Source organism: Corynebacterium sp. NML140438 (assembly GCF_001875725.1).
Lineage (GTDB): Bacteria > Actinomycetota > Actinomycetes > Mycobacteriales > Mycobacteriaceae > Corynebacterium.
This window is the reverse complement of sequence record NZ_MLCQ01000029.1, coordinates 317,255-343,443: the sequence shown is the minus strand read 5'-3', so window position 1 is coordinate 343,443 and position 26,189 is coordinate 317,255. Positions and strand designations below refer to the sequence as shown.

The window sequence follows — 26,189 nt, the reverse complement described above, 5'->3', positions numbered from 1 at the left end:
GTTTGTCAAGGCTAGAACACCCCCGCGATCAGCAACATCGCAGGCAGCGATAGGAACGTGGTGAGGAAAACGGTGTCCCGACAGATCACCTCGCCCGAGCGGTACGTCGCCGCGTAGTTGTACACATTCTGCGCCGTCGGCAATGCGCACAGGATAAGGGTCGCGTACATATCGGAGCCGGTCAGCCCCATCAGCGACGCCACGGCCCACGCCACGGCCGGCATGCCGATCAGCTTGAGGATGGTAGCGGTGGTCGTCGCTAAGCGCTGGCTCTGCAGCACCTTCTCCCCGGTGAGCGAGGCGCCGAAGCTCATGAGGATCATCGGGATGGACGCGCCACCCAGAATCTGCAGCGGGGCGAGCACCGGCTCCGGCACCGTCCACGACGACGACGACACCGCAAACCCCGCAAACGCTGCAACCACCACCGGCGCCTTCAACCCCGCAATCACCGACTTCAGCACCCCCGACGCCCCGCGGTCCAGGCCAGCAATGACGATGGGGGAGAGCACCGCCATCTGCAACACCAGCGCCGGAATCACGTACGTCGGATCCCCCAACACGTACGTCGCGATGGGCAACCCGATATTGACCGAGTTGTAATAACTCGACGACGCCGCCCCCGCCATCGTCTCCGCAGCATCCTGCTTGAACCACACCGCACTGATCGCCCAATAGATCAGCATCGTGACCACCGTGGCGATCGCGATCACCAGGATCACCGGGGAGAAGAACGCATCCGTGTCAGAGACCGCCACCGACGAAAAAATCAACGACGGCGTTGCCACATGAAACGCGATGCGGTTGAGCTGCAACCGCTGCTCGCCCGGGCCGATCACCTTCTTCTGGGCAAGCCACCAGCCCGCCGCGATCACGGTGAAGATGATGGCGAAACCAGTCAGAACGTCAAGCATGTCGAATGAGTGTAGTGGCTACGCGCCTGTGAAACTGGCGCCTAGTCCATCTGAAGGACGGTGCGCAGTTCTGCGAAGGGCACCGGGCAGATTTCGTGCGTGACGGTTCGGCCTGTCCGGGACTTTTTGAGTAGTCCGGCGTCGGCAAGCTTCTTCAGGTGGTGGGAGACCGTCGGTTGGCTGAGCCCGGAGTACTCGGTGAGCGCTGTCACGCTCATCGGCTCGCACCCTTCTGCGGCGAGGCGGGAGAGGAGGCGCAGCCGGGCGGGATCTGCCAGCACTTTGAACAGGGCCGCGTAGCGCTCGGCGTCTTCTGGGGGTAGCGGGCCGGAGCCGAGTGAGCAGCAGTCTGGAGCGGGGGATTGTTCGTGCATGACTTCTACCTTCTCATATTGACAGCGGTCTATGCGGCCCTCTATTTTCACATATTGATAGTTATCGATATGTGAGGTGATTAGATGACCAACCCAGAGCCGACCCCCGCTCGAATGTCGTTCCTCGACAGATTCCTACCAGTGTGGATTATCTTGGCGATGGCATTCGGGCTGCTGCTGGGCCGCGCCGTTCCAGGGCTCAGCAGCACGCTTGAGCGCTTCGAAGTCGGCGGGATTTCGCTGCCGATCGCGCTGGGCCTTTTGGTGATGATGTACCCGCCGCTGGCCAAAGTCCGCTACGACAAGACCCGCGAGATTGCCACCGACAAACGGCTCATGACCGTCTCCATCATCTTGAACTGGATCGTCGGCCCCGCGTTCATGTTCGCCCTGGCCTGGCTGTTCCTCCCGGACCAGCCAGAGCTACGCACCGGCCTCATTATCGTCGGACTGGCGCGCTGCATCGCCATGGTGCTGGTGTGGTCCGACCTGTCCTGCGCCGACCGGGAAGCCACGGCCGTCCTGGTCGCCATCAACTCTGTATTCCAGGTGCTCATGTTCGGCGTGCTCGGATGGTTCTACCTGCAGACCCTGCCGAGCTGGCTGGGCCTGGAGACCACCTCTGTGGAGTTCTCCTTCTTCTCCATCGTCACCGCAGTACTGGTGTTTCTCGGTATCCCGCTACTTGCCGGAGTGCTCTCCCGCATCATCGGTGAGCGAGTGAAGGACCGTGCGTGGTACGAAGAGACCTTCCTGCCAGCGGTTTCCCCGCTGGCACTCGTGGGGTTGCTGTACACGATAGTGCTGCTGTTCTCCCTGCAAGGCGAGCAGATTACATCCCAACCGTGGACCGTTGCCCGAGTCGCCCTGCCACTACTGGGGTACTTCGTGGGCATGTTCCTGATCGCCCTGGTGGTGTCGAAGGCGTCGGGCATGGGCTACGCCCAATCCGCCTCCGTGTCCTTTACGGCCGCAGGCAACAACTTCGAGTTGGCCATCGCGGTGGCGATCGGCACGTTCGGCGCCACCTCGGCTCAAGCGCTGGCAGGTACGATCGGCCCGCTCATCGAAATCCCCGTCCTCGTCGGCCTCGTCTACCTCATGCGCGGCATCGGGCCGCGACTCTTCCCAGGAGATCCAACCCTGCCAGCTGCAAGGAGCCGTTCATGAACCCCAGTGTCTTGTTCGTCTGCGTCGGCAACGGCGGTAAATCACAAATGGCGGCGGCGCTTGCGCGACACTACGCGGGCGATCAGGTCAGCGTCTTCTCCGCCGGCACGAAACCGGGCACGAAGCTGAATCAGGAATCCGTCGCCGCAATTGCAGAACTCGGTGCGGACATGTCGCGCGGCACACCGAAACCCATCGACCCAGAACTGCTGCGCACAGTTGACCGAGTAGTAATAATTGGCGACGCCGCCCAGCTCAACATGCCAGCCGACGCCGCCGGCACCCTGGAACGCTGGCACACCGACGAACCGTCCACCCGCGGCATCGAAGGCATGGAACGGATGCGCCTCGTACGCGACGATATCGACGCCCGCGTACGCGCCCTCCTGCGTGAGTTGCACCGCACGCTTTGAACCCCACGCTTTGAGCGGTTTGGGGTGCTACGCGCGGGCCGGGTGCGCACCAAATTCCTTCGCGCCGTGCCCGTGAACTGGGAGTTTGCAAATCCGCTCGCCGAAAAACTGGAATGTGGTGCGCGGGTGCGGTGATCGTGGGAACTTTCTTTGTAGACGGCCGTCACGACCTGGGGAAACGAAACCGTTAGTCGACCGAAATGGACCGGAGGCGCAAAGTAGTTCCCGGCGCCGGGAACTACTTTGAAGGCACGATGGGGCGTGAGAGCAGCGAGGGCCACCAGCCCCAGCTTTTCGAGGATTACGTCAATCCATGTACTGTAGCTTGGAACTTCGGGGGCCGTGCCGCTGTTTTGGGCGCGTGGCTGCGCGGTGAATGCGTTCTTGCTGGTGCGCTAAACCTGCAGCTCACAGGTGACGTACTCGTTTTTGCAATTTCGAGAGAATGCTTTGGCTAGCCTATGTTGCTGCTAAGCGGTCAGGACCCCCAAAGGAATCACGTGCACTCCGCTAGGAAGCGTGTAAGCATATTCCGTTGCGGTGACGATGGCTAGGTATGCAGGCGACCCGACCTTGTTGGTGTCGACACGTTCGTCACGGAGTTTGATGAGGTTCGCTTCGGCTTGTGGGATCTGCGATGCCCCGAGTTTGACTTCGCAGGCGCCCCACTTGCTGTCTTCGGGGTATTCGATGATGGCGTCAACTTCAAGGTCCGTGTTGTCTCGGTAGTGGTAGACGCGCCCGTGCTGGAGAGCGGATGTTGCGCGCAGATCTCGAATGACCATGGACTCGAAGATCTGGCCGAAAAACTCCGGATCGTTCGCGAGGCGGTCAACGCCGATGCCCAAGGCGGCACAGGCAAGGCTGGGGTCAGCGAGATGGAGCTTCGGCGAGGTGCGCAGTCGTGATTTCGACCGGAGTGCAACGCTCCAAGGTTGCAACTCGTCGAGGATGAATATCCGAGTAAGTGCCTGGAGGTACGTGGAGACTGTTTTCGGATCGACTGTTGTGGCATCCGAAGACACGTCTGCAGCGAGTGTTTTCAACGTTGCTTCGCCTGAAATATTCCGAGCGATGGACTCCAAGGTCCGTCGAATGTTCAGTTGGTTGTGACGTGTGCCAACGTTTTCTGGTACCTCTACATCGAATACGTTGTCCAGGTATGAGCGGTTAAACATGACCGCCTGCTGAGTGCTCGCGCCGAGCAGTCCTGGCCATCCGCCACGAACGGCCTGCTCGGCCATGTCCTTGTATGTGAGCTTGGAAGCTCCACTCACACTAACGTCCGGTTGTAGCTCTGAGAGGCTTACCTGGCTTGTCGACGCCCCACTCTCCGCGAGCGACATTGGACGCATCCGTAGCCTGGCAAAGCGCCCCGCCCCCGAGTGGCGTGTGGTGTCATCGGCTGGTGTCGCTGAGCCCGAAAGGATGAACTCTCCGCGTCCTTGGCGGTCGTCGATCTCGTGGCGGATAGTGTTCCACAGGGAAGGTGCGAGCTGCCACTCATCAATGAGACGAGGGGTTGGACCGTTGAGTAAGGTTGCGGGGTTCAATTCGGCCAGCGTAATCAGCTCGGGGGATCGGTCGAGGCGTACAGAACTTGCAGCCTTTTGGAGGGCGGTAGAGGTTTTCCCGCATGCGCGTGGTCCCTCAAGGAGGACGCCTCCCATGAACTGGAGGGAGTCCTCCAATACCTGATCTGCAAAGCGTGAAAAGTACTGCATATGGGCACTATACCCGTTTTTGCAACGATTTCATACCCGCGTTTGCAATAGTTTTATACCCGACTTTGCAATGGTTTTATACCCGTTTTTGCAATTTAGATGACGTTACAGATGTGTGGTGGTGGGACCCGTTTGTTCGAAACCTACGGAATTGTGTCTTCCAGCTCTCTATCATCGAAGGCAATCGACGGACTCGTGATTTGAAAGGACCGTAATGGGCTTCCAGACCCCCATGTATACGTTGGAGAAATACCTTGAGCGCACCACGACTGGCATTATTCAGCTGCCAGACTTTCAGCGACGATATAAGTGGGACGAAGAACGTGTTCGTCAGATTTTGGTGACTGTGCTTCGTGGGCATCCAATGGGCGTCGTCATGCTACTCGAGACTGGCAATGCCCAGGTCCGGTTTAAGCCCCGACCTGTAGAGGGAACTGAGGTAGCAGGTGCAGAACCTCAATACCTGCTTCTTGACGGGCAGCAGCGCTTGACCTCCTTGACGCAGGCATTAACCGGAGATGGCATCGTGCACACGAAAGATGCGCGAGGCAAGCTCCTTGATCGAAAGTTTTTCATCAATATCGCAAGCGCTCTTGCGGATCCTGACAGAGTTGAAGAAGCAGTGATCGCGGTCCCAGCGGATGGAAAAATTAAGAAAAATTTTAACCGCGAGATTGTGTTGGACCTGAGCACAACGGAGAAGCAATACGAGAATGGTTACTTCCCCTTGAACCTGTTGTATAAGACCGAAGGCACTCGGTGGCTGATGAAATATCCAGATAACGAGGTTGCGCTCGAGTTCTTAGATTCCTATGTTCAGAAGGCTTCGCAGTATCAGATCCCAGCTATCGAGCTGGACAAGGAAACCGACAAGGCAGCGGTGGCGACCGTCTTTGAGAAAGTGAACATTGGCGGACTTCCGCTTAATGTGTTCGAACTATTGACTGCGGTATTTGCTGGTGACGCTAACTTTTATGCGAAAACAAATCGTGATTTCAGGCTTAATGACGACTGGCTGGAAACCAAGGAAGCTTGGAAAGAGTTTTCGGTGCTTGATGACGTTGAGAATACCGACTTCCTTCAGGCCGTCACCATGCTCACAAGTCTTAAGAAACAGAGAGCAGCGTTATCGGAAGGGCGGAAAGTAGCGGTCACGGCGAAGCGTGAGGACGTCCTTCGGCTTACCCTTGAGGATTATCTTGAGTGGCGTGACCCGTTACGTGATGCATTTGTTTGGGCCTCAAGATTCTTAGCGGATCTCCATGTGTTCACGGCCCGAGACATCCCATACCAGAAGCAGCTGGTTCCTTTGGCTGAGATCAAGGTCGTGCTGGGACAAGATGCTGACTTGCATTCCGTAAAAGCGCGCCTTGCTAGGTGGTACTGGTCTGGTGTTTTCGGTGAGCTATACGGCAGTGCAATCGAAACGCGCTTTGTACGTGATATCGAAATGGTGCCTGATTGGTGCATGGACGAAAACAGTCCTACGCCACGTACCGTAGCGGATGCTAATTTTGTTGAATCACGCCTGCACTCGATGCGGACCCGTAACTCCGCAGCGTATAAGGGCGTCATGGCATTACTTATGGCCAACACTTCCAAGGACTGGATGGAAGATAAAACTTTCGGTGCCGTGCAGTACAAGGACATGAGTGTCGATATTCACCACATTTTTCCTCAAGCCTGGTGTAAGAAGAACAAACTTGACGATGAGCACCGTGAATCAATTGTGAACAAGACGATGCTCAGTGCACGTACTAATCGCGTTATTGGTGGCGTTGCACCTTCGAGTTACGTCGACAAGATTGAACGAACTGCCCAGATTTCAGAGACAGAACTCGACAGCCTGCTCCGTCCACATCTCATTGATCCACAGGCACTGCGTTCTGACGACTTTTTCTCGTTCTTTACTGCCCGACGTGAAGCACTGTGTCAGTTGGTTGAGGCGGCAATCGGGAAGCCGGTGCAGCGTGATGTCTCAGCTGGTCAAAGTGAGGAGGACTCTTCTCACTTCGATGAAGAGGAGATGTAGCGTGCGACTGCCGGATCCACTTCGCGAACAGTGAAGCGGAGCCGTGAAAGTCTAAAGACGCTGGGCGGCGGTTCGCGCCGCACAGGAAAATTTGGCCGGGCGTCGTCGCGATCGATTTCTTTCCAATGCCAGAGGAAGTGCTTGGACTCAACGCTTGTTCAATAGCCACCTGATGAGTGCAAGCGGGGACGCGAATATTGCGACGATCAGGGATAAGGCACTGATCGATATCAGGAAATCGGCAATTGGGTGCTCGGGTGCCATGCCAGTGATCATGCCGAGTAACACCGCAAACACGAACGAGGAGCCACCCACGATTCCTGACCATTTAATGATTGTCGCGCCGACGTTTGTTTTTCCTCTAGCACTGAAAGCGGCCCCGGTGAACTTGGTTGGACTGGAGCCGACGATGGGGAAATACTAGGTACATAGGCAGATGAGTACGCGGTGGCAAGCAGCTCGTCCGGGGTTGGATCGGCTACCTCCTCAACAACCGCAGCCTCCACCTCAACTGGTTCTTCGGCGCCGTCGACGGCGAGGTCCACCACCATTTCCACGAGCTGGCTGCGCCGTTTCGAGCCGACGCCGTGCAGGTCAAGTAGGTCGTTGGCGCTCGCGTTGAGCATCTCTGGGTGTTCGAGGCTCCACATGGCGAGGTAGCGGTCGATGCCGCGCCCGGTTGCTTCGGGGACGTGGTGGGGTGTGAGGTTGTCGGCGATCTCGTGCAGTGGGCGGTCCGGGTGCTGTTCGATCCACGCGGCGGCGATGCGCGTCCTCGACGAGCCTACAGCGTGCGACTGTTCGGGGGTCAGCCAGGAGAACTGCTCCGGAGCACTAGGAGCAGTAACAGACGGAGCAGTATCAGGAGCATCAACCGGCGCGTCCTCGGTCGTATCCTCCATGGCCTTCAGCAGCTGGGCGAAGTGGGTCTCGCTGATGATCGGAACGCCGTTCTCGCGTGCTTGCTTCGCTTTCCCGCTCATGGAGTCCGGGTTCGCCGCGACAAGGACGGCGCACATGCGGGTCACGCCGCCGACGTCGAGGCCGGCGGCGGTGGCGCGGTCGGTCCAGACGTCGCGCGGGATGTCCAGGGCCCCGGTGAACGCGACGCGGTCGCCCGGGCGCAGGGCGAAGGTGGCGGGGGTGGGGCCGGAGGTGGGCTCGTCGAGAAGCGAGCGGACGAGCTGCGCATCGACGTTGAGCGCCTCGGCGATGTCGAGCAGCGTGGCGCGTTCCTCATCGGTGATGACGCCGTCGGCCCAGGCTTCGACGGCGAGCTGGCGGGTGAACTCCTCGTTGATGGCGTCGACGTCGTCGGCGCTGAGGTCCGCGGCTATGGCGGTGGATTCGAGGCGGCGCATCTCGGTGCGGGAGATGGCGCGGTCTACAAGTGCGCAGGTCAGCTCGGCGCGGTAGTCGGCTTCGTTCTTGGTGGTGGCCGTCGGCAAGGTGCGCGAAAGCTGCCCAGCCCAGGACGGCGCGCCGCCGCGGGGAAGGCACGGGGCCTCGGCGGCAGGGGTGGTGAACGTCGCCGCCGGATACTTCTCGACGTCCACGCCGTTGCCCACGCACAAGTAGCGGAGGAGCTCCGCGGTTGCCTCCGCGTCCGCCAGCGCCGAGTGCGCGAACCGGTTCCGGATCTGCGCGATCTCCAACGCCTCGCTCAACTTGCCCACACCCATGTACTGCTTCGTCAACCGCATGGTGTCCAGCCACTCGCACAAGCCGTCCTCCGCGCCGGCGCGCGCGAACTCGTTGGTCAGGAAGCGGTGCTCAAACGACGCATTGTGCGCCACCAGCGTGCGGCCGTTGAGCAGCGAGCCCAGGTACGGAGCGACGTCACAAAATAAAGGTGCATCCACCACATCTGTCGCCGTGATCTTATGGATATAACTATTCGGAATATCGCGCTCCGGCTGGATCAGCGTCTCCCACGTGCGCTCCACGGAAAAGTCGGGGCGCAGCAGCACCACGCCGATCTCCACAATGCGGTCCTGGTTGCTCAGCCCTGTCGTCTCCAAATCGACGACCGCAAACCCATTCCGGCCCATTCCTACTCCCTTGTCCATCCGTGTTGGGGTGTCAATAAATATAAGGCACGCCCCCGACACACCAGGGACGGAGTCGGCCGGATGTTCGATGGAACCGGAAGGGGAGTTGTGGCGTCTAATTAAAAGTAAGAGCAATTAGTTGTCAATTGGCAGTTGACAAAAATATGCAATGGGGGGTTGAAATGTGAAGAGGTATGCAGTAATAAAGAAGTTGCGTAATGAAGCACGGCGTCAGGGGCTTGAATTTGAAGCGATCGCACTTACCAAACATGATGCCTACCGAGTTGGAAATACGACGAGAACGCTTGGTAGGCATCGGGAAATCGATGATTTGGCGGCGCGTAAGTTCTTTGACCAATTTCAGACAGAGTTAGGAAAAGGGTGGTGGAGATGAGGTCGTTTACTGTCACTGCGGAGCGCGGTGCGAGCGGAGCATGGGTCTTAGAGTGTGAAGAGCTCGGAGTTGTTTCTCAGACGCGTCGCCTCGACAGAGCAAAAGGCGAGGTGATTGAGGCCCTTGCATTCCAGTCGGGACTTGCTCCATCCGATTTTGAAGTTGAAGTGGTCCCGATTCTGCCGGGCGAGGTTGAAGCACTTCGGAAGCGCGCAGAAGAGCTTGGTAGCAAGGCGAAGGAAGCGACCGAAAAGGCCGCAGCTGCCAAGACTGAACTCGCCCAGAAAATGAAAGCAGAAGGCTTCACTCTTCGTGAGATGGGAGAGGTGCTTGGGGTCTCCCACCAGCGAGCTGCCGACTTAGTCGGTTAAGGGAGTAAGCGAGACAGACCTGGGCCCTGACTACGGTCCACGTTGCGTACCTGATCCTGCAGAGATTGTGGAGCGAGTGACAATGGACGCAATCCTGCCGTCCGGCGCCGGCAAAGGCCCAGGTCATGAAAAGGTGGTTGCGTCCTTTGTCACTCGGGCCGACTGGGGTGACACCAAATTCCCTTCCGTCGTGGCCGCGACCTTGGGCTTTGCAAACCCGTCCGCCGAAAACCCGGAATCTGGTGCGCGGACACGGAGGGCGCGGGAACTTTCTTCGTAGACGGCCGTCGCGACCTGGGGAAACGCAAACGCTGGTCGACCGGAACCGGCCCCAAACACAAAATAGGTCCCGGACGCGGGAACTATTTCAATAGAGTATGCAGGGAGCGAGCACCGCGAGGCCCACAGCCCTAAACGCAGCCACACTCCTGCCTAGTAGTAGAACGGGAACTCGTCCCAGCGTGGCGGGCGCTTTTCCAGGAAGGAGTCGCGACCCTCGACGGCCTCGTCGGTCATGTAGGCGAGGCGGGTCGCTTCACCGGCGAAGACTTGTTGGCCCATGAGGCCGTCGTCGACAAGGTTGAAGGCGAATTTGAGCATGCGCTGCGCGGTGGGAGACTTGCCGTTGATTTCGCGGGCGACCTGGATGGCCTCCTCTTCCAAGGAGTCATGCGAAGCCACGATGTTCACCGCACCCATGCGGTGCATCTCCTCGGCCGAGTAGGTGCGGCCGAGGAAGAAGATTTCGCGGGCGAACTTCTGGCCCACCATCTTTGCGAGGTAGGCGGAGCCGTAGCCGGCGTCGAAAGATCCGACGTCGGCGTCGGTCTGCTTGAACCGAGCTTCCTCGCGGGAGGCGATGGTGAGGTCGCACACGACGTGGAGTGAGTGGCCGCCGCCGGCCGCCCAGCCGTTCACCACCGCGATGACTACCTTGGGCATCGTGCGGATGAGGCGCTGGACTTCCAAGATGTGCAGGCGTCCGCCCTCGGCCTTGACGCGCGCTTCGTCGACGGTGTCGGCGGTGTCGCCGCCGGCGTATTGGTAGCCGGAGCGGCCGCGGATGCGTTGGTCGCCGCCGGAGCAGAATGCCCAACCGCCGTCTTTTTCGGAAGGCCCGTTGCCGGTCAGCAACACTACGCCCACGGAAGGGTCGCGCCGGGCGTGGTCGAGTGCTCGGTAGAGTTCGTCGACGGTGTGGGGGCGGAACGCGTTGCGGACTTCGGGGCGGTCGAAGGCGATGCGGACGATGCCGTCGGCGCGCGTGGTGCCGATGTGTCGGTGGTAGGTGATGTCGGTGAAGTCAAAACCTTCGACTTCGCGCCACTGGGTTGGGTCGAATGGTTGCGCAGTGGAATAGCTCATGGCTTTGTAGTCTACGGGGCGCAGGTGCGTACGGTTATCAGGGAGGCTACCCCCACTGTGAGGCAACCAATGTCTAAGGCATTGCTTATCTAATGTGCTCGGAGTTAAATCAAACGTATGAGTCTGATAACCAAATCTGCCGAGGGCACCCTCGCCCGCATCCCCGTCGGCGACAGCGCCGTTATCGTGGCGCTTGACACCACCCCGACGGCCGCGCGTCGCCTGCAGGAGCTTGGTCTTCGCCCAGGCCAGCGCGTGAGCATCATGCAGTCCACGGCTGGTGGTGGTCGCGTGATCAAGGTGGCAACCTCCCGCTACGCCCTCAGCGCCGGCGCGCTGCGTGGTATCAAGGTGAGCGTGGCATAGCCATGGCGGATTTTACTCAGGTCCCGTCGTGCTGCGGGCCGCACGCAGATACCGTTGTCAAGGGCGAGCCAACCATTGCGCTGATTGGAGCCCCGAACGCCGGCAAGTCCACTTTGTTCAATGCGCTGACCGGCGCGAACGTGAAGATGGGTAACTGGCCTGGCACTTCCGTGGAGATCTCCCGTGGCGTGTGGGCGGGCTCTTACAATGTGATTGATTTCCCAGGCGCTTATTCGCTGGACCCGCAGAGCCCCGACGAGGAGCTCACCCGTGAGCTGCTGCTAGAGCGCTGCCAGGCTGAGCGCCCGGACGTGGTGGTGGTCGTTGTTGATGCGGCGAACCTTGCGCGTGGCCTGTACATGGTGGCGCAGCTTGCGGAGACGCCGTACCGCATTGTGGTCGCGTTGACCAAGATGGATGTGGCCCGCGCGGAGGGCATTGCGGTGGATGCGGCGGCGCTGCAGCACTCGCTTGGGGTGCCTGTGGTCGCGGTCGATCCGCGTAAGAGGGATGTGCGCGGCCTGCGCGAAGTTATCGACGCCCAGCTCTCCGAACCCGCGGTCACCCTGCGCCCAGTGGCCACCTCGGACGATTTCGAGCTTGCCGACGCCCGCTTCGCCTGGGTCGACGCCGCCGTCGAAGTTGCTGCGACCGACACCGGCCACCAGCAGACCTTCACCGAGCGCCTGGACCGCTTCGCGCTGCACCCGGTGCTTGGCCCCTTGATGTTCTTGGTGGCGATGTGGCTGGTCTTCGAGATCACCACCACTGTGGCGAAGCCGCTACAGGATGGCCTGGAGGCATTCTTCGGCGGCCCGGTCTCTGATGCGGCGCTCGCGGTGCTGCCGGATATCGGCTGGCTGCGAGGGCTGGTCGTCGACGGCCTCATTAACGGCGTGGGCATGGTGCTCACGTTCGCGCCGCTGATGGCGCTGATGTTCCTGTGTCTCGCTGTGCTGGAGGATTCTGGTTATATGGCGCGCGCGGCCGTCGTCGCGGATCGTGTGATGCGTGCGATGGGCTTGCCTGGTAAAGCGTTCATCCCGCTCATTGTTGGCTTCGGCTGTAACGTGCCGGCGATTTCGGCGACGCGCGTGATGGGGGATCCGCGCCACCGCCTGATGACGGCCCTCTTGGTGCCGTTCGCGTCCTGCAGTGCGCGCCTGACGGTGTACGTCATGCTGGCTGCGACGTTCTTCCCGGATCACGCGGGCACCGTCGTCTTCGCGATGTACGTCATTTCTATCCTGCTTGTCGTGCTGACGGGCTTCGCGTTGCGCAAGGTGCTGTGGTCCACGATGGGCACCGAGCCATTGGTCATTGACCTGCCGGTGTACCAGCTGCCGGGCGCGCGCCTGGCGCTGTCGGTGATGTGGGCGCGCTTGCGTGGCTTCCTTGAGACCGCGGGCAAGATCATCGTGGCGACCGTCGTCGTGGTGTGGGCGCTGCAGTCCACCCCGGTGACCTCCGAGGCAGAGTTCGGCGAGGTTGCCCCGCAGGAGTCGGTGTACGGCACTGTCTCTGACGCGATCGCCCCTGTCTTCGCGCCTGCAGGCTTCGACTCCTGGTCCCTGGCTGGCCCGCTGATCACCGGCTTCGTGGCCAAGGAGGCCGTCATTTCCAGCTGGGCGCAGACCTACGCGCTGGAGGAGCCCGAGGAGGGCGACGGCAACTCGCCGTTGAGTCAGGCGATCCGCGAAGACTTCAACCAGGCCTCCGGCGGGCACACGATACCTGCAGTGTGGGCGTACATGCTCTTCCTGTTGGCGTACACCCCGTGCGTGGCCACGCTTGCTGCGCAGCGCCGGGAGATCGGCCTGAAGTGGACGCTGTTCGGCGTCATGTTGCAGATGGCGATGGCGTGGGCCCTGGCCGTCGTGGCGTTCCAGCTGTTGAAGGTGTTCTTCTAATGAGCGGCGGGCCGATGTCGGCGGTGCTCGGCGCGCTGCGCGAGGGCTGCGTGAGCCGCGAGGAAATTGCGCGCTGCACCAACCTGTCACCCATGACTATCGACGCCGTCATGGCCCACCTCGAGGCCACCTGCGAAGTGCAGCGCAGCGCCCTCAACGACTCCTGTGCGGGTGGCTGCGGTGGCTGTTCCTCGCGGGGTGCGTGCTCGATCCAGCAGGGGCCCGTCGCGCTGGTGCTCGGCCGGCGCTAGCCTGGCCCTATGCCTTCTCTATTGCCGTCTGCTGACGAAATCCTCGAACGCTCCCACGTCGTAGCCCTGCCCATGGCGGTGAAGTTCCGCGGGATCACCACGCGCGAGGCCCTGCTTATCGACGGCCCCTCCGGTTGGGGCGAGTTCTCTCCCTTTGTGGAGTACGGCCCTGAAGAGTCTGTGCAGTGGCTGCGCTCCGGCTTGGAGGCCGCGTTCGAGGGGCTGCCGGAGGCTTCCGGACCGGTGCCGGTGAACGGCACGGTGCCCGCGGTGGATGCCGACCAGGTGGAGGAGGTTCTCGAGCGTTTCCCGGGGATCGGGACGTTCAAGATCAAGGTGGCCGAGGCTGGCCAGACCCTCGCTGAGGATGTTGCGCGCGTGCAGCGAGTGCGCGAGCTGCGTCCCGACGCGACCCTGCGCGTGGACGCGAACCGGGGGTGGAGCGTCGAGGAGGCGGTGCGCGCCGCCGAAGCGTTGGGGGAGCTGGAGTACATCGAGCAGCCCTGCGAGAGCGCGGAGGAGCTCGCGGAGGTGCGGGCGCGGGTGCGTACGCCGATTGCGGCGGACGAGTCGATCCGGCGTGCGGTGGACCCGCTGCGGGTCGCGGAGCTGGGCGCGGCGGACGTGGCCGTGCTGAAGGTTGCGCCGCTCGGGGGAGTGCGCCGCCTGCTGGCGCTGAAGCGGGACCTGGGCATGGACGTGACGGTGGCCAGCGCCCTGGATACCGCGGTGGGGATGTACGCGGGCCTGGTGGCGGCGCGTGTCGCGGACTCGCGCGCGGCGGGCTTGGCCACGCAGCGGCTGTTCGTAGAGGACGTCGCAACGCCGCGACCGCTCGTCGATGGCTGCCTCGAAGCCACCCCTGTTACCCCCGATCCGGCACGCTTGCACGAACTGCGGGCGCCCGCGGAACGGCGCGACTGGTGGTTTCAGCGCATCCGTGACTGCATGGACACCATGCGGGGGTAAAAACAATCGTGGGTGGGGGTGAAAATGTTTGATTAATCTGTGCATTCTTGCGACATTTGAGATGTGAGGGAGTAACGTCTCTCACACTGGGGTGTGAAAGATCACCTTGTAGCTGTTGTGTGAATCCTGTTCGAAAGGATCGAAAATGTCGACTCCCGTGTTGCATGAATCCTCTGCGCTCTCTGATGGTGAGCTAGCCAAGTCGCCCGAACCGGGTGAGTGGCGCCGCCAACTTATTGGCTTGATCGCAGGTGTGCTGCTTGCGCTGCTGGTGTACTACATCTTCCCGGGCAGCGCTGCCGAAACAGTACAGCAGTCCTCGGGGGCCGACCCTGAAACGACCTACGATGCTGACGTGATGCGCGTCGTCGCCGCGACCACGGTGCTCATGGCTGTGTGGTGGATGACGGAGGCGATCCCGCTGGCGGCAACCGCCTTGCTACCGATCGCGATCTTCCCGGTGATGGGCGTGGCAAAGTTCAGCGCGGTCTCCGGGCCGTACGCGTCGTCCACGATTTTCCTCTTCATGGGTGGCTTCCTGATGGCGCTTGGCCTGCAGCGTTGGAATCTGCACCGCAGGCTCGCGCTGGTGGTCGTGCGCATTGTGGGTACTAGCCCGAAGCGCATCATCTTGGGCTTCATGCTGGCAACCGGCTTCATGTCCATGTGGGTGTCGAACACCGCGACCGCCGTGGTCATGCTCCCGATTGGTGTTTCTGTGCTGTCCCTGACCGCTGACTCCGTGGGTGGCATGCAGAACCAGAAGAAGTTCGCTACCGCGCTCATGTTGGCGATTGCGTACTCCGCCTCCACCGGTTCGCTCGGCACCCTGATTGGTACACCGCCGAACGCGCTGCTGGCCGGCTACATGAAGGAAGCACACGACATCACGATCGGGTTCGGTCAGTGGATGCTGGTGGGTATGCCAATGGCGATCCTGCTGACCGTGATCGCCTGGTTTGTCCTGATTAACGTGTTCAAGCCTGAGATCGACCGGATCCCTGGTGGTAAGGAGCTCATCGATGAGGAGTACCGCAAGCTGGGTGCCTGGACGTTCCCGCAGGTGGCCGTCGGCATCATCTTCCTGATCGCGGCACTCGCTTGGATTTTCATCCCGCTTGGTATCAAGCAGTTCGGTTGGGAGTTCCCGTACAACGACGCCATCGTCGGCATCATTGCCGGCCTGCTGATGTTCATCGTGCCGGGCACGAAGCAGGGCAAGCGCCTGATGGACTGGGAGACCGCGAACGAGATGCCGTGGGACGTCCTGCTGCTCTTCGGTGGTGGCCTGTCCCTGTCCGCGATGTTCACCTCCACCGGCTTGTCCCTCTGGATCGGTGAAGCCGCAAAGGGCCTCGCTGTGCTGCCGACGATCCTGCTCATCATGGCTGTCGCCGCACTGGTGCTGGGCCTGACCGAGCTGACCTCGAACACGGCAACCGCCGCAACCTTCCTCCCGATCATGGGTGGTGTCGCGGTTGGTATCGGCCTGACCGAGGCGACCGAGATGAATATCCTGCTGCTGGCCATCCCTGTGGCGCTGTCCGCAACCTGTGCGTTCATGCTCCCGGTGGCAACCCCGCCGAACGCGATTGCGTACTCCTCGGGCTACGTCACCATGGGCGAGATGCTCAAGGGCGGCCTGTGGCTGAACGTCATCTCCCTCGGCCTGATCACCGTGGTGACCTACTTCCTGGCGGTGCCGGTGTTTGGTTTGGTGCTCTAGCGGTACGCTAGCAGCATGGATAACCAGCAACGTCCAAAGCAGTACTTCCCGGACCCGGAGCACCAAACGCAGTACTACGAGCCGGAAGCCTATTACGAACCCCAGTCCTATTACGAGCCGGAGCCGCAGCGCTCCAACGGGCTCGCAATCGGGCTGGGGATTGCGCTTGCTATCGCACTGTGTGCCGGCACCGTGCTGTTCTTCCTGTGGCGCGGCGCCGCAGCGGAGGCGGACAAGCCGCCGGTAACTTCCACGGTGACTGCGACTTCCGTTGTCACGGAGACAGTCACGGAAACCACGACGAAGCGGCCGAAGTTGCTGCCGGACCGGGGGCGCGGGGAGAACGGGGAGACGGTGGCACCGACCGAGCCAGCCGTCGAGGTGCCGACCGAGCTGCGCGGCCTGTTCGACGACATCGTCTCCGGTGCGGAGAGCGCGCTGCAAGGCCAGTAAGGTAGGTGGCCATGAACTCGATGGATATTGCCCACCAGGTCGCCGAGACGCTGTCGCAGCACGTCACCGACGTGGTGATGTGCCCAGGTTCGCGCAACTCGCCGCTGGCGTACGCGCTGCTCGCACGCAAGGACATCACCGTCCACATGCGTATCGACGAACGCTCCGCCTCCTTCACCGCCCTCGGTCTGGCGCGTGTGCAGCGCCGCCACGTCGGCGTGGTGATGACGTCCGGCACCGCGGTCGCCAACACGTTTCCAGCCATGGTGGAGGCGCACATGGCGCACGTGCCGCTGGCTGTCATCAGCGCCGACCGCCCCGAGTGGATGGTCGGCACTGGGGCCTCCCAGACGATCTGGCAGCAGGGCATTTTTGGCCACTACGCCAAGACGCAACAGGTCACCAGCGTGGAGGAAGCCCGCGCGCTGGACTTCAGCGCAGTCCAGGTGCACGTCAACGTGGCACTGGACACCCCATTGGTGCCCGACGCCCTGCCTGAGCCGGTGGGGCAGCCGCGCCGGGTTGGGCCGGGCCGCCTGGCCACGAAGCCTGCGTGGTGCGACCACGGGGCCGTGGATGTCGACCTGACGAAGGACACGCTGGTTATCGCCGGCGACGAGGCCTGGGATGTGCCCGGCCTGGAGCACGTGCCGACCATCGCGGAGCCGACCGCGCCGACGCCGTTCCACCAGGTGCACCCGCTGGCCGCGCGCTTCTTCGCGCAGAGCGAGGTCTCGATTAGTCACGACGGCGGCGATTTCGCCGCGTCGACGAAGCCGGAGCAGGTCATCGTGGTGGGACACCCAACCCTGCACCGCGACGTGATGGCGTTGCTCGCCGACCCGGACATCGCCGTGATCGGCATTTCGCGCACGGAGACGTTCACTGGCAACCCGCAGCTGCGCGGCTCGCGAGTCAACGCGACCGGACAGCCGCGCCAGCAGTGGATCACCATCTGCGAGGCCGCGGGCGGCGTCGGCGCGAACACGGTACGCGACGCCCTCGCCGACGCCGACTACGGATTTACCGGCATGCACGTCGCCGCCGCCGTGTGCGACACCCTCGGGGTCGGGGACACGCTGGTGTTGGGGGCCTCCAACCCGGTGCGCGACGCCTCCTTCGTCGGCATGCCGTTCGACGGCGTGCCCACCTTCTCCCCGCGTGGCGCCGCTGGCATCGACGGCACGATCTCCCAGGCAGTCGGCGTCGCGCTTGCCACGCAGTGCCTCCACCCGGACGAAATCCGCGCCCCGCGCACCGTCGCGCTCATGGGGGACCTCACCTTCCTTCACGACGCCAGCGGGCTCCTCATCGGGCCCGATGAGCCACACCCCGGCAACCTCACCGTCGTCGTGGCCAACGACGACGGCGGCGGTATCTTCGAAACGCTCGAGGTCGGGGCACAGTCCGTCCGGGACGACTTCGAGAAGGCGTTTGGTACGAGGCACGGAGTGGACGTCGAAAAGCTGGCGGAGGCCTACGCCGCCGACTACCGCCGTGCCGAAACCCTCGCCGAGCTACACGAGGTACTCTTCGAGTTGGAGTCGCAGCCCAACCCGATCACCGTGGTGGAAGCGTGCACCACACGGGCCACCCGGCGAGCGCTCGCGCAGCGGCTTCAGAAGTGATCCGCTGGAAGCGACGCGCCCAGCAGCTCGTACTGGCGCTGTACACGTGCGCGATGCTCGGCTGCCTCGCGATGGTCGCAGGTCCCGCCATCAACGACTGGCGCATCGCCCGCGACCCCGGCCGCGGCCTGGCCACCGTGACCAGCGTGAGCAAGATCCGCACCGCCGTGGAATACCAGGACGACCGCGGACGCACCCACTCGCCCGTGACCGGCCTGCTGTACCCAACTGGGCTCAGCGAAGGACAGCAGGTGTGGGTGACGTACTCGCGCACCGACCCTGACCTGGTCAAGGTTGAGGGCCGCGGCTGGACGCTGTCGCTGATCCCTGCGCTGTCCGTCGCCGTGGTGGCCACGCTGGTGGCGGCCGCCGCGTGGAAGGGCGTGGGCCGCTTCGTGCGCGGGGAGAACGAGGGGCAGGTGTAGCGGATGCGCGTGGCCATCGTTGCTGAGTCCTTCCTGCCGAACGTCAACGGGGTGACCAACTCCGTGCTGCGCGTGCTCGACCACCTTCGCGAGTACGGCCACGACGCCATCGTGATTGCCCCCGGAGCCCGCGAGCATCAGGAAGAGATCCCCGACTACCGGGGCTTCCGCGTGATCCGCGTGCCCACCGTTCGCGTGCCGATGGTCAACTCGCTGCCCGTCGGGGTTCCCACCAGTGCCGTGCGCGCCGCGCTCGCTTCCTTTCAGCCGGATGTGGTGCACCTGGCCAGCCCGTTCGTGCTCGGGGCGGCTGGCGCGTTCGCCGCGCGCCAGCTGAAGGTGCCAGCGGTAGCGCTCTACCAAACCGATGTGGCCGGGTTCGCTACGAAGTACCACCTACCGGCGCTGACGAAGCTTGCGTGGGACTGGACGCGGCGTCTCCACAACGCGTGCCAGCTCACGCTCGCGCCCTCGTCGGCGGCGGTGGAGCAGCTGCGCAGGCACGGCATCGAGCGCGTCCACACGTGGGGCAGGGGTGTCGACGCCACCCTCTACCACCCCCGCCGCCGCAGCGAGGAGCTGCGCCGCACCTGGGACCCCAGCGGGCGCAAGCGCATCGTCGGGTTCGTCGGTCGCCTTGCCGCGGAAAAGAGTGTGCACCGCTTCGCCCCACTCTGCGGCCGTGAGGGCCTGCAGGTGGTGATCGTCGGAGGCGGCCCGGAGGGCGACGCCTTGCGCGCGGTATTGCCGGGCGCGGTGTTTTGCGGCCCGCTCACCGGCGAGGAGCTCGCCCGCGCTTACGCCAGCTTCGACGTCTTCGTGCACCCCGGCGAGTTCGAAACCTTCTGCCAGACCATTCAAGAAGCCCAGGCCAGCGGGGTGCCCACCATTGCGCCGCGCGCCGGCGGCCCCATCGACCTCATCACCGACGGCACCAACGGCCTCCTTCTCGACGTCCCCACGTTCACCACTGAACTCCCCCACGCCGTCGCGTGGTGCCTCGACGAGGCCCGGTGGCCGGACCTGCGGGTCGCGGCGCGGGAGTCGGTCTCCGGCAGAACGTGGGAGGCGCTGTGCCGACAACTCGTCGAGTATTACGAACAGGCACAGCGCGCGCTACAGTAGAGCGTTATGGCCAAGGCAGATCTGGAGAAGAAGCCCTTCGACGTAGCGGGCATGTTTGACGGCGTCGGTGAGAAGTACGACATCACCAACACCGTGTTGTCCTTCGGGCTGGACAAGTATTGGCGCAGGCGCGCCCGCGAGCGCCTCAATCTGAAGCCGGGGGAGAAGGTGCTCGACCTCGCCGCCGGCACCGCCGTGTCCACCGTGGAGCTGGCGAAGTCCGGCGCGTGGGTCGTCGCCTGCGACTTCTCCCAAGGCATGCTGGCCGCCGGCCGCGACCGCGACGTCCCCAAGGTCGTCGGTGACGCAATGCACCTGCCGTTTGCCGACAACACCTTCGACGCCGTCACCATTTCCTACGGCCTGCGCAACGTCTACGACTTCGAGGCCGGCCTGCGTGAAATGGCGCGCGTGACCAAGCCCGGCGGGCGCCTTCTGGTCAACGAATTTTCGACGCCCATCGTCCCCGGATTCCGCACCCTGTACAAGCAATACCTGCCGGTGGCGCTGCCGCTGCTGGCGAAGGTGTTCTCCTCCAACGCAGAAGCCTACGAGTACCTCGCCGAGTCCATCCGGGCGTGGCCGCACCAGGAAGAGCTGGCCGCGGCTATCAACCACAACGGGTGGGCAGGCGCCGGCTGGCAGGACCTCTCGCTCGGCATTGTGGCGCTGCACAGCGCCGTGAAACCTACAGCGTAGCGTCCCACAGTGGTGCGTTGACCGGCACCACGCGCCCCGCTGCGCGCCACGCACGCGAAATCAGGTCCGTGTCCTCCTCGGTGACCAGGTTGCCCATCAGGCGTGCAGCCGCCGGCATCAGGTGACGCCCCGCCACGCCGCGCAGCGCCAGCGGGCCCGCCACCGGCAAGAACTGCGGGTAGGTCAACAGGCGGGCAGCGGTGCGAGCCAGCGCGAACGCCCGGCCGTACGCCTCCCGCAGGAGCAGCGGCCACGCCAGGGTGCAGTCCTTGGCCTCCTGCAGCAGTTCCACCGCCATGACGGCGGTCTCCATGCCGTAGTCGATGCCCTCGCCGTTCAGCGGGTTCACGCACGCCGCCGCATCCCCGATGAGTACCCAGTTCGGTCCCGCTACGTTCGAAACCGCGCCGCCCATCGGCAACAAGGCACTGGTGACCTGCTGCGGCTCCCCCAGAGCCCAGGTGTCGCGCTGCTGGTCCGCGTACTGGTGCAGCAGCTTCTTCGTGTTCACGCGCGCCGGGCGGGCGTCCGTGGACAGGGCGCCGCAGCCGAGGTTCACCGTGCCGTCGCCGAGCGGGAAGATCCAGCCGTAGCCGGGTTGGATGGTGCCGGTGTCGTCGCGAAGTTCGACGTGGGAGTGCATCCACGGCTCGCCGGACATCGGGGAGGTGCAGTAGGAGCGTGCCGCGATCCCGAACACCTCGCCCTTGTGCCACGTGCGGCCCAACAGCTTGCCGAACGTCGAGCGCACCCCATCAGCCACGATCACCCAGCGGGTGCGAACCTCACCTCGCGCGGTGTGCACCGCCTCGATTAAACCGTCAGCGCCGAACGTGACGTCCGTTGCGGGGCAGTCCTGCCACACCGTGGCCCCCGCCGCCTCGGCCTCCGCAACCAACGCCGCATCGAACGTCGCGCGAGGGCGCGCGGAACCCTCCGTGCCATACTTCCCATCCGGCCACGGGGCAGTCACGTCACCCCCGTACCCGTGCAGCCGCAGGCCCTTGTTGCGGTAGGCGGGCAGTACGTGCTCCAAGCCCAGGCGGCGCAGCGTATGCACCGCCCGCGGGGTCAGGCCGTCGCCGCAGGTTTTGTCGCGGCCGGGCGAAGCGGCGTCGAGAAGCAAGGTAGAAAACCCAGCTCGCTGGGCGGCGATGGCCGCCGTAGCCCCCGACGGGCCCGCACCCACAACTACGCAATCAACAAACTCAGTCACGAGTCCACATTGTGCCAGATAGCGCAGGCACACCCCATTACTGCGAAAAATGGAGGGTGTGGACTACGGTTAGTGATGTTAACCGCGCGCAGCACATGCCCCGAGCATGGCGCAATGAGTACTTTAACCTGCAAGGACATCATCGATGACCAACGGCATAACACCGTCACCACGCCATGGATTTCGCATGGACCTCGGCGACGACGCCCTCACCGAGCGTGTGACCCAAGGCATGGGCGAGGTCGAAACTCTGCTCAGGGAGCGCCTCCAGCAAGGCGAAGCGTTCATCACCGACAAAGTGATGCACCTAGCAGCCGCCGGCGGCAAACGCTTCCGCCCGCTCGTGGCGCTGCTCTGCAGCGAATTCGGGCCCAACCCGGGCGCAACCAACGTCATCAAAGGGGCCACCATCACCGAAATGGTGCACCTGGCCACCCTCTACCACGACGACGTCATGGACGAAGCAGAGAAACGACGCGGCGTCGACTCCGCCAACATGCGGTGGAGCAACACCGTCGCCATCCTTGCAGGAGACATCCTGTTTGCCCATGCCTCCAGGCTCATGAGCGAAATCGACACCGCCACCGTCGCCCACTTCGCCGACACCTTCCAAGGCCTCGTCACCGGCCAAATGCGCGAAACCGTCGGCGCACAAGGGGAGGATCCAGTCGAGCACTACCTCAAAGTGATCGACGGCAAAACCGCCGTCCTCATCGCCTCCGCAGCCTACCTCGGCTCGCTGCACTCCGGGGCGTCGCGCGACATCGTCGAAAGCTGCTCCCGCATGGGTAACGCCATCGGCATGATCTTCCAGATCGTCGACGACATCATCGACATCTTCTCCGACAGTGCCCAGTCCGGGAAAACCCCAGGCACCGACCTCCGCGAAGGCGTGTTCACCCTCCCCGTGCTCTACGCCCTCGAGGAAGACTCGCCCGCCGCAGATGAGTTGCGCGGCTTGCTCACCGGCCCCCTCGACAACGACGCCGACGTCGAGCGTGCCATCGCGCTCCTCCGCCAAACGCAGGGGCGCCAGCGCTCCCTCGATACCGTGCAGGAGTACCTCGACATCGTCGAACGTGAACTCGACTTCCTTCCCGACGGCCCCGCCAACCAAGCACTGCGCCAGGTCTCTGTGTACGCTATCGAGCGTGTCGGATAGCGGCGGGATATGCCCTCTGTGCACGCGATTTGCTTTATCGCGGGTGTGTTGATGTAAAGTAGTCCACGCACTTACGGTGCATGCCAGGTTGTCCGAGTGGCCAAAGGAAGCGGACTGTAAATCCGCCGGCGTACGCCTTCAGAAGTTCGAATCTTCTACCTGGCACCGAAAGCCCGCCCCTCACTGAACGTGAGGGGCGGGCGTTTTTCATCTCTGGGTGATGCGTTATAGCCGTTGAAGAATGGGTCGAAAAAGCTAGTGTTACCTGGCGATTTGCGTTCATTCATAGAACCGGGTTACTCTTTCAAAGGCTTCAACGGAGCGGACACACCAACACGGTGAGTTCACAACACAGAGGCTGTGCCCCCTTAGCTCAGTCGGCAGAGCGTTTCCATGGTAAGGAAAAGGTCGTCAGTTCGATTCTGACAGGGGGCTCTGTTGTTTGTATAGCCCTCGTGGCGGCAAGCACATGGCGGTGTAGCTCAGTGGTAGAGCAAGCGACTCATAATCGCTGTGTCGCGAGTTCAATTCTCGCCATCGCTACTCACCTCAAAACGGGAAACTCGTTTCCCGTGGTAGGGTTAGGAACACTGTTCACAGTGTCCTAGGGGCGTGGCGCAATTGGTAGCGCAACGGTCTCCAAAACCGTAGGTTGCAGGTTCGAGTCCTGTCGCCCCTGCCAAAACTTGTAGATAGAGGAGTTCTTTTGACTAATCCGCAAGAACACAACCCAGCACAGCCCACCGGCAAGCGCCAGCTGCGCGGGGTTTCCTCTGTTTCATCCGCTTCCTACGAAGAGAAGCGTGCCCCCGCCAAACAGGAAGAGGACCACGAAGAGTCCCTCGGCGGCGGCCCAGGCGCATTCCCAGGAGAAGTTGTCCAGGAAATGCGCAAAGTCATCTGGCCAACCGGAAACCAGATGCTCAACTACACCCTCGTCGTGTTCGCATTCCTCATCGTGCTTACGGCACTCGTATGGGGGACCGACCGCCTCGGCACCATGTTGATGCAATGGGTGTTCATCCGCTAACATGAACAACAAGTGATTGTCCCGCCACCTCAGAACCGAGGAACGGCGGGATTAGTTTTTGCCACACCAAGGAGAAACACCATGACCACCGAGCCGGAAAACCTGGAAAACACCGACTTCGAAGCAACCGACCAGTACGCAGAAGAAGAAATGGTTGCCGAAGGCGGCGCCGTGACCGAGGCGACCGATCCAGAGATCGAAGCAGCTGCTGAAGAGGACGTGGAGTCCGAGGATGGAGCTCAGAGCGTCGAGACTGTCGAGGAGCCCGTACAGGAGGGTGACCTCAACGCCGCCGAGTCGCCGCTCGCTGAAGGTGCTGAGACCACGGAGACTTCCGCAGCTGACGATGATTCTGAGTACCGCGCGCGCCTGCGCAAGTACGTCCGCGAACTGAAGAAGCTGCCAGGCGAGTGGTACATCATCCAGTCCTACTCCGGCTACGAGAACAAGGTGAAGACCAACCTCGACATGCGTATCCAGACGCTCGAGGTGGAGGATTCCATTTACGACGTCGTCGTGCCGATCGAGCAGGCCATCGAGAACAAGGACGGAAAGAAGAAGCTCGTCAAGCGCAAGCTGCTGCCCGGCTACGTCCTGGTCCGCATGGACATGAACGACGCCGCCTGGTCCGTCGTACGTGAAACCCCGGGCGTGACCAGCTTCGTGGGCAACGAGGGCAACGCAACCCCGGTCAAGCACCGCGACGTTGCGAAGTTCCTCATGCCGAAGACCGAACCAGCCACCGGCGAGGACACTAAGCCAAACGCCGAGGGCGAAACCGTCGTCGCGATGCCGGAGGAAGCCGCGCCGAAGAAGATCGACCACGACTACAAGGTCGGAGAGGCCGTCACTATCCTGTCCGGTGCGCTAGCGTCCGTTTCCGCCACGATTTCCGCAATCGACGAAGAGACCGGCAAGATCCAGGCGCTCGTGTCCATCTTCGGCCGCGAAACCCCAGTCGAGCTGACCGCTGATCAGATCGAACGCATCATGTAATCGTTTGCGGTTTCACCCCTTGGGGGCGTAGTGTTGAACGTCGCGTGTGCCGAAAGGCCCGCGACGTTTTTTCGTTCTCCCCGGTGGCTCCGTCAAGCGGGGCATCCGGAAGTGTTCCTGCCAACATCGTGGCAGGTGGCACTGTACCAAGGAATTGAGGTAATTCGATGGCTAAGAAGAAGGTCACTGGCCTGATCAAACTGCAGATCGAGGCTGGCATGGCAAACCCGGCCCCGCCGGTTGGTCCTGCGCTGGGTGCACACGGCGTGAACATCGTTGAGTTCACCAAGGCATACAACGCTGCAACCGAGTCCATGCGCGGCAACATCGTCCCGGTTGAGATCACCGTGTATGAAGACCGCTCCTTTGACTTCATCCTGAAGTCCCCACCAGCTGCATCCCTGCTGCTGAAGGCAGCTGGCCTGCAGAAGGGCTCCGGCGTCCCGCACACCCAGAAGGTTGGCTCTGTCACCTGGGAGCAGTGCAAGGAGATCGCCGAGACCAAGAAGAAGGATCTCAACGCCCGCGACATCGAGGCTGGCGCCGCGATCATCGCTGGTACCGCCCGTTCCATGGGCATCACGGTCGAGAAGTAGTTCTCACCGTCTGTGGGAGCGTCGGCCAGGCGCGTACCACATTTCCTGACAACATCATTTTCTGAAAGGAAACCAACATGGCTAAGAAGTCCAAGCGCTACAACGAAGCACTGGCACAGGTGGACCGCGACGCGTTCTACCACCCACTTGACGCCGTCAAGCTGGCGCAGGAGACCTCCTCCAAGAACTACGACGCCACCATCGACGTCGCAATGCGTCTGTCCGTCGACCCTCGCAAGGCTGACCAGCTGGTCCGCGGCACCGTCAACCTGCCACACGGCACCGGTAAGACCGTCCGCGTTGCTGTGTTCGCAGAGGGCGAGAACGCGACCAAGGCTGAGGCAGCAGGCGCTGACATCGTCGGCACCGACGCGCTGATCGAGCAGATCAACGCCGGCAACATCGAGTTCGACGTCGCCATCGCGACCCCAGATCAGATGGCCAAGGTCGGCCGCGTCGCTCGCGTCCTCGGCCCACGTGGTCTCATGCCGAACCCGAAGACCGGCACCGTCACCACCGACGTCGCGAAGGCGATCGAGGAGACCAAGGGCGGCAAGATCGCGTTCCGCGTGGACAAGGCTTCCAACCTGCACGCGCTGATCGGCAAGGCTTCCTTCACCGCTGAGCAGCTCGCCGAGAACTACGGCGCCCTGCTCGACGAGGTTCTGCGCCTCAAGCCAGCATCCGCGAAGGGCGTGTACCTGAAGAAGGTCACCGTTTCCGCAACGCAGGGCCCTGGCGTTCCAGTGGACACCCACGTTGTGAAGGACTTCGCTAAGAAAGCGTAAGCTTCCTTTCCTTTTCGACGCCCACTCCGGCCTCGCCGTGG

25 protein-coding genes, 4 tRNA genes and 1 pseudogene are annotated in these 26,189 nt (G+C 62.5%); 24 read left to right on the top strand and 6 right to left on the bottom strand.

Going from position 1 to position 26,189, the window contains the following annotated elements; translation table 11 throughout:
* Window positions 1-11 precede the first annotated feature (11 nt).
* Together BJP08_RS10250 and BJP08_RS10245 are read right to left on the bottom strand one after the other, a co-directional pair.
* Window positions 12-914, bottom strand: coding sequence for an AEC family transporter (locus BJP08_RS10250; protein WP_071569453.1), 903 nt, complete (start codon window positions 912-914; stop codon window positions 12-14).
* Between the two features lie 41 nt (window positions 915-955).
* A complete protein-coding gene (locus tag BJP08_RS10245) occupies window positions 956-1,288 on the bottom strand; it encodes a helix-turn-helix transcriptional regulator (protein WP_071569452.1) in 333 nt (110 codons plus the stop codon).
* A gap of 84 nt (window positions 1,289-1,372) precedes the next feature.
* Between BJP08_RS10245 and arsB the strand changes: the two genes are divergently transcribed.
* Window positions 1,373-2,458 (top strand): ACR3 family arsenite efflux transporter, encoded by a 1,086-nt coding sequence (arsB, locus tag BJP08_RS10240; protein ID WP_071569451.1) that lies wholly within the window; start codon window positions 1,373-1,375, stop codon window positions 2,456-2,458.
* Entirely contained in the window at window positions 2,455-2,871 is a 417-nt protein-coding gene (locus BJP08_RS10235) for a low molecular weight phosphatase family protein (protein WP_071569450.1), read from the top strand. Before arsB ends, BJP08_RS10235 begins: the two co-directional genes overlap by 4 nt.
* Before the next feature lie 470 nt (window positions 2,872-3,341).
* On the opposite strand, the gene BJP08_RS10230 is transcribed toward BJP08_RS10235, so the two are convergent.
* Window positions 3,342-4,595, bottom strand: coding sequence for an ATP-binding protein (locus BJP08_RS10230; protein WP_071569449.1), 1,254 nt, complete (start codon window positions 4,593-4,595; stop codon window positions 3,342-3,344).
* A 214-nt stretch (window positions 4,596-4,809) separates the two neighbouring features.
* Between BJP08_RS10230 and BJP08_RS10225 the strand changes: the two genes are divergently transcribed.
* Window positions 4,810-6,627: a DUF262 domain-containing protein gene (locus tag BJP08_RS10225; RefSeq protein WP_071569448.1), complete on the top strand. Its 1,818-nt coding sequence runs from the start codon at window positions 4,810-4,812 to the stop codon at window positions 6,625-6,627.
* A 272-nt stretch (window positions 6,628-6,899) separates the two neighbouring features.
* Here BJP08_RS10225 and BJP08_RS10220 read toward each other — a convergent pair whose 3' ends face one another.
* Window positions 6,900-8,678 (bottom strand): exonuclease domain-containing protein, encoded by a 1,779-nt coding sequence (locus BJP08_RS10220; RefSeq protein ID WP_071569447.1) that lies wholly within the window; start codon window positions 8,676-8,678, stop codon window positions 6,900-6,902.
* A gap of 390 nt (window positions 8,679-9,068) precedes the next feature.
* On the opposite strand from BJP08_RS10220, the gene BJP08_RS10210 reads away from it, so the two are divergent.
* Both BJP08_RS10210 and BJP08_RS10205 read left to right on the top strand, forming a co-directional pair.
* Window positions 9,069-9,443, top strand: a complete 375-nt coding sequence (locus BJP08_RS10210; protein WP_071569593.1) for a hypothetical protein — start codon at window positions 9,069-9,071, stop codon at window positions 9,441-9,443.
* A gap of 82 nt (window positions 9,444-9,525) precedes the next feature.
* Window positions 9,526-9,723, top strand: a complete 198-nt coding sequence (locus BJP08_RS10205; RefSeq protein ID WP_071569445.1) for a hypothetical protein — start codon at window positions 9,526-9,528, stop codon at window positions 9,721-9,723.
* A gap of 152 nt (window positions 9,724-9,875) precedes the next feature.
* On the opposite strand, the gene BJP08_RS10200 is transcribed toward BJP08_RS10205, so the two are convergent.
* Window positions 9,876-10,808, bottom strand: coding sequence for a 1,4-dihydroxy-2-naphthoyl-CoA synthase (locus BJP08_RS10200; protein ID WP_071569444.1), 933 nt, complete (start codon window positions 10,806-10,808; stop codon window positions 9,876-9,878).
* A 117-nt stretch (window positions 10,809-10,925) separates the two neighbouring features.
* On the opposite strand from BJP08_RS10200, the gene BJP08_RS10195 reads away from it, so the two are divergent.
* The 10 genes and pseudogenes from BJP08_RS10195 (at window position 10,926) to BJP08_RS10150 (ending at window position 20,360) form a co-directional block, all read left to right on the top strand.
* The gene (locus BJP08_RS10195; protein WP_083428515.1) at window positions 10,926-11,174 is read left to right on the top strand and encodes a FeoA family protein; all 249 of its coding nucleotides are present in this window, start codon (window positions 10,926-10,928) and stop codon (window positions 11,172-11,174) included.
* A 2-nt stretch (window positions 11,175-11,176) separates the two neighbouring features.
* Window positions 11,177-13,084: a ferrous iron transport protein B gene (gene feoB / locus BJP08_RS10190; protein WP_071569443.1), complete on the top strand. Its 1,908-nt coding sequence runs from the start codon at window positions 11,177-11,179 to the stop codon at window positions 13,082-13,084.
* Window positions 13,084-13,335: a hypothetical protein gene (locus BJP08_RS10185; RefSeq protein WP_071569442.1), complete on the top strand. Its 252-nt coding sequence runs from the start codon at window positions 13,084-13,086 to the stop codon at window positions 13,333-13,335. The genes feoB and BJP08_RS10185 overlap by 1 nt, the downstream gene beginning before the upstream one ends.
* Window positions 13,336-13,344: 9 nt before the next feature.
* Window positions 13,345-14,304, top strand: coding sequence for an o-succinylbenzoate synthase (locus BJP08_RS10180; protein WP_071569441.1), 960 nt, complete (start codon window positions 13,345-13,347; stop codon window positions 14,302-14,304).
* A 145-nt stretch (window positions 14,305-14,449) separates the two neighbouring features.
* On the top strand, window positions 14,450-16,030 hold the full coding sequence (locus tag BJP08_RS10175; protein WP_071569440.1) for a DASS family sodium-coupled anion symporter: 1,581 nt from the start codon (window positions 14,450-14,452) through the stop codon (window positions 16,028-16,030).
* Window positions 16,031-16,045: 15 nt separating this feature from the next.
* Window positions 16,046-16,483 carry a hypothetical protein gene (locus tag BJP08_RS10170; protein WP_071569439.1) on the top strand — a complete coding sequence of 146 codons (438 nt, stop codon included), beginning with the start codon at window positions 16,046-16,048 and terminating at the stop codon, window positions 16,481-16,483.
* A gap of 11 nt (window positions 16,484-16,494) precedes the next feature.
* Window positions 16,495-18,111: a 2-succinyl-5-enolpyruvyl-6-hydroxy-3-cyclohexene-1-carboxylic-acid synthase gene (menD, locus tag BJP08_RS10165; RefSeq protein ID WP_071569438.1), complete on the top strand. Its 1,617-nt coding sequence runs from the start codon at window positions 16,495-16,497 to the stop codon at window positions 18,109-18,111.
* Complete coding sequence (locus BJP08_RS10160; protein WP_369816432.1) at window positions 18,111-18,536, top strand: DUF3592 domain-containing protein; 426 nt, start codon at window positions 18,111-18,113, stop codon at window positions 18,534-18,536. Before menD ends, BJP08_RS10160 begins: the two co-directional genes overlap by 1 nt.
* 3 nt (window positions 18,537-18,539) lie before the next feature.
* Window positions 18,540-19,640, top strand: a pseudogene (locus tag BJP08_RS10155) (glycosyltransferase family 4 protein); the annotation flags it as partial.
* 27 nt (window positions 19,641-19,667) lie between these two features.
* Window positions 19,668-20,360, top strand: coding sequence for a demethylmenaquinone methyltransferase (locus tag BJP08_RS10150; RefSeq protein WP_071569437.1), 693 nt, complete (start codon window positions 19,668-19,670; stop codon window positions 20,358-20,360).
* Here BJP08_RS10150 and BJP08_RS10145 read toward each other — a convergent pair.
* Window positions 20,350-21,576 carry a geranylgeranyl reductase family protein gene (locus tag BJP08_RS10145; protein WP_071569436.1) on the bottom strand — a complete coding sequence of 409 codons (1,227 nt, stop codon included), beginning with the start codon at window positions 21,574-21,576 and terminating at the stop codon, window positions 20,350-20,352. The two genes, BJP08_RS10150 and BJP08_RS10145, sit on opposite strands and share 11 nt — an antisense overlap.
* A 145-nt stretch (window positions 21,577-21,721) precedes the next feature.
* Here BJP08_RS10145 and BJP08_RS10140 point away from each other — a divergent pair, with 145 nt between their 5' ends.
* The 9 genes from BJP08_RS10140 to rplA all read left to right on the top strand — a co-directional run bounded on the left by BJP08_RS10140 (window position 21,722) and on the right by rplA (window position 26,148).
* Window positions 21,722-22,738 (top strand): polyprenyl synthetase family protein, encoded by a 1,017-nt coding sequence (locus BJP08_RS10140; protein WP_071569435.1) that lies wholly within the window; start codon window positions 21,722-21,724, stop codon window positions 22,736-22,738.
* A gap of 82 nt (window positions 22,739-22,820) precedes the next feature.
* Window positions 22,821-22,903 (top strand) — tRNA-Tyr (locus BJP08_RS10135).
* A gap of 197 nt (window positions 22,904-23,100) precedes the next feature.
* Window positions 23,101-23,173, top strand: a tRNA-Thr gene (locus BJP08_RS10130).
* Window positions 23,174-23,209: 36 nt separating this feature from the next.
* A tRNA-Met gene (locus BJP08_RS10125) sits at window positions 23,210-23,281 on the top strand.
* 63 nt (window positions 23,282-23,344) lie between these two features.
* Window positions 23,345-23,420, top strand: a tRNA-Trp gene (locus BJP08_RS10120).
* 24 nt (window positions 23,421-23,444) lie between these two features.
* Window positions 23,445-23,768, top strand: a complete 324-nt coding sequence (gene secE, locus BJP08_RS10115) for a preprotein translocase subunit SecE (RefSeq protein WP_071569434.1) — start codon at window positions 23,445-23,447, stop codon at window positions 23,766-23,768.
* Between the two features lie 150 nt (window positions 23,769-23,918).
* Window positions 23,919-24,764: a transcription termination/antitermination protein NusG gene (nusG, locus tag BJP08_RS10110; protein WP_071569590.1), complete on the top strand. Its 846-nt coding sequence runs from the start codon at window positions 23,919-23,921 to the stop codon at window positions 24,762-24,764.
* A gap of 167 nt (window positions 24,765-24,931) precedes the next feature.
* Window positions 24,932-25,360: a 50S ribosomal protein L11 gene (rplK, locus tag BJP08_RS10105; RefSeq protein WP_071569433.1), complete on the top strand. Its 429-nt coding sequence runs from the start codon at window positions 24,932-24,934 to the stop codon at window positions 25,358-25,360.
* A 77-nt stretch (window positions 25,361-25,437) separates the two neighbouring features.
* Window positions 25,438-26,148 carry a 50S ribosomal protein L1 gene (rplA, locus tag BJP08_RS10100; RefSeq protein ID WP_071569432.1) on the top strand — a complete coding sequence of 237 codons (711 nt, stop codon included), beginning with the start codon at window positions 25,438-25,440 and terminating at the stop codon, window positions 26,146-26,148.
* Window positions 26,149-26,189: the final 41 nt, after the last annotated feature.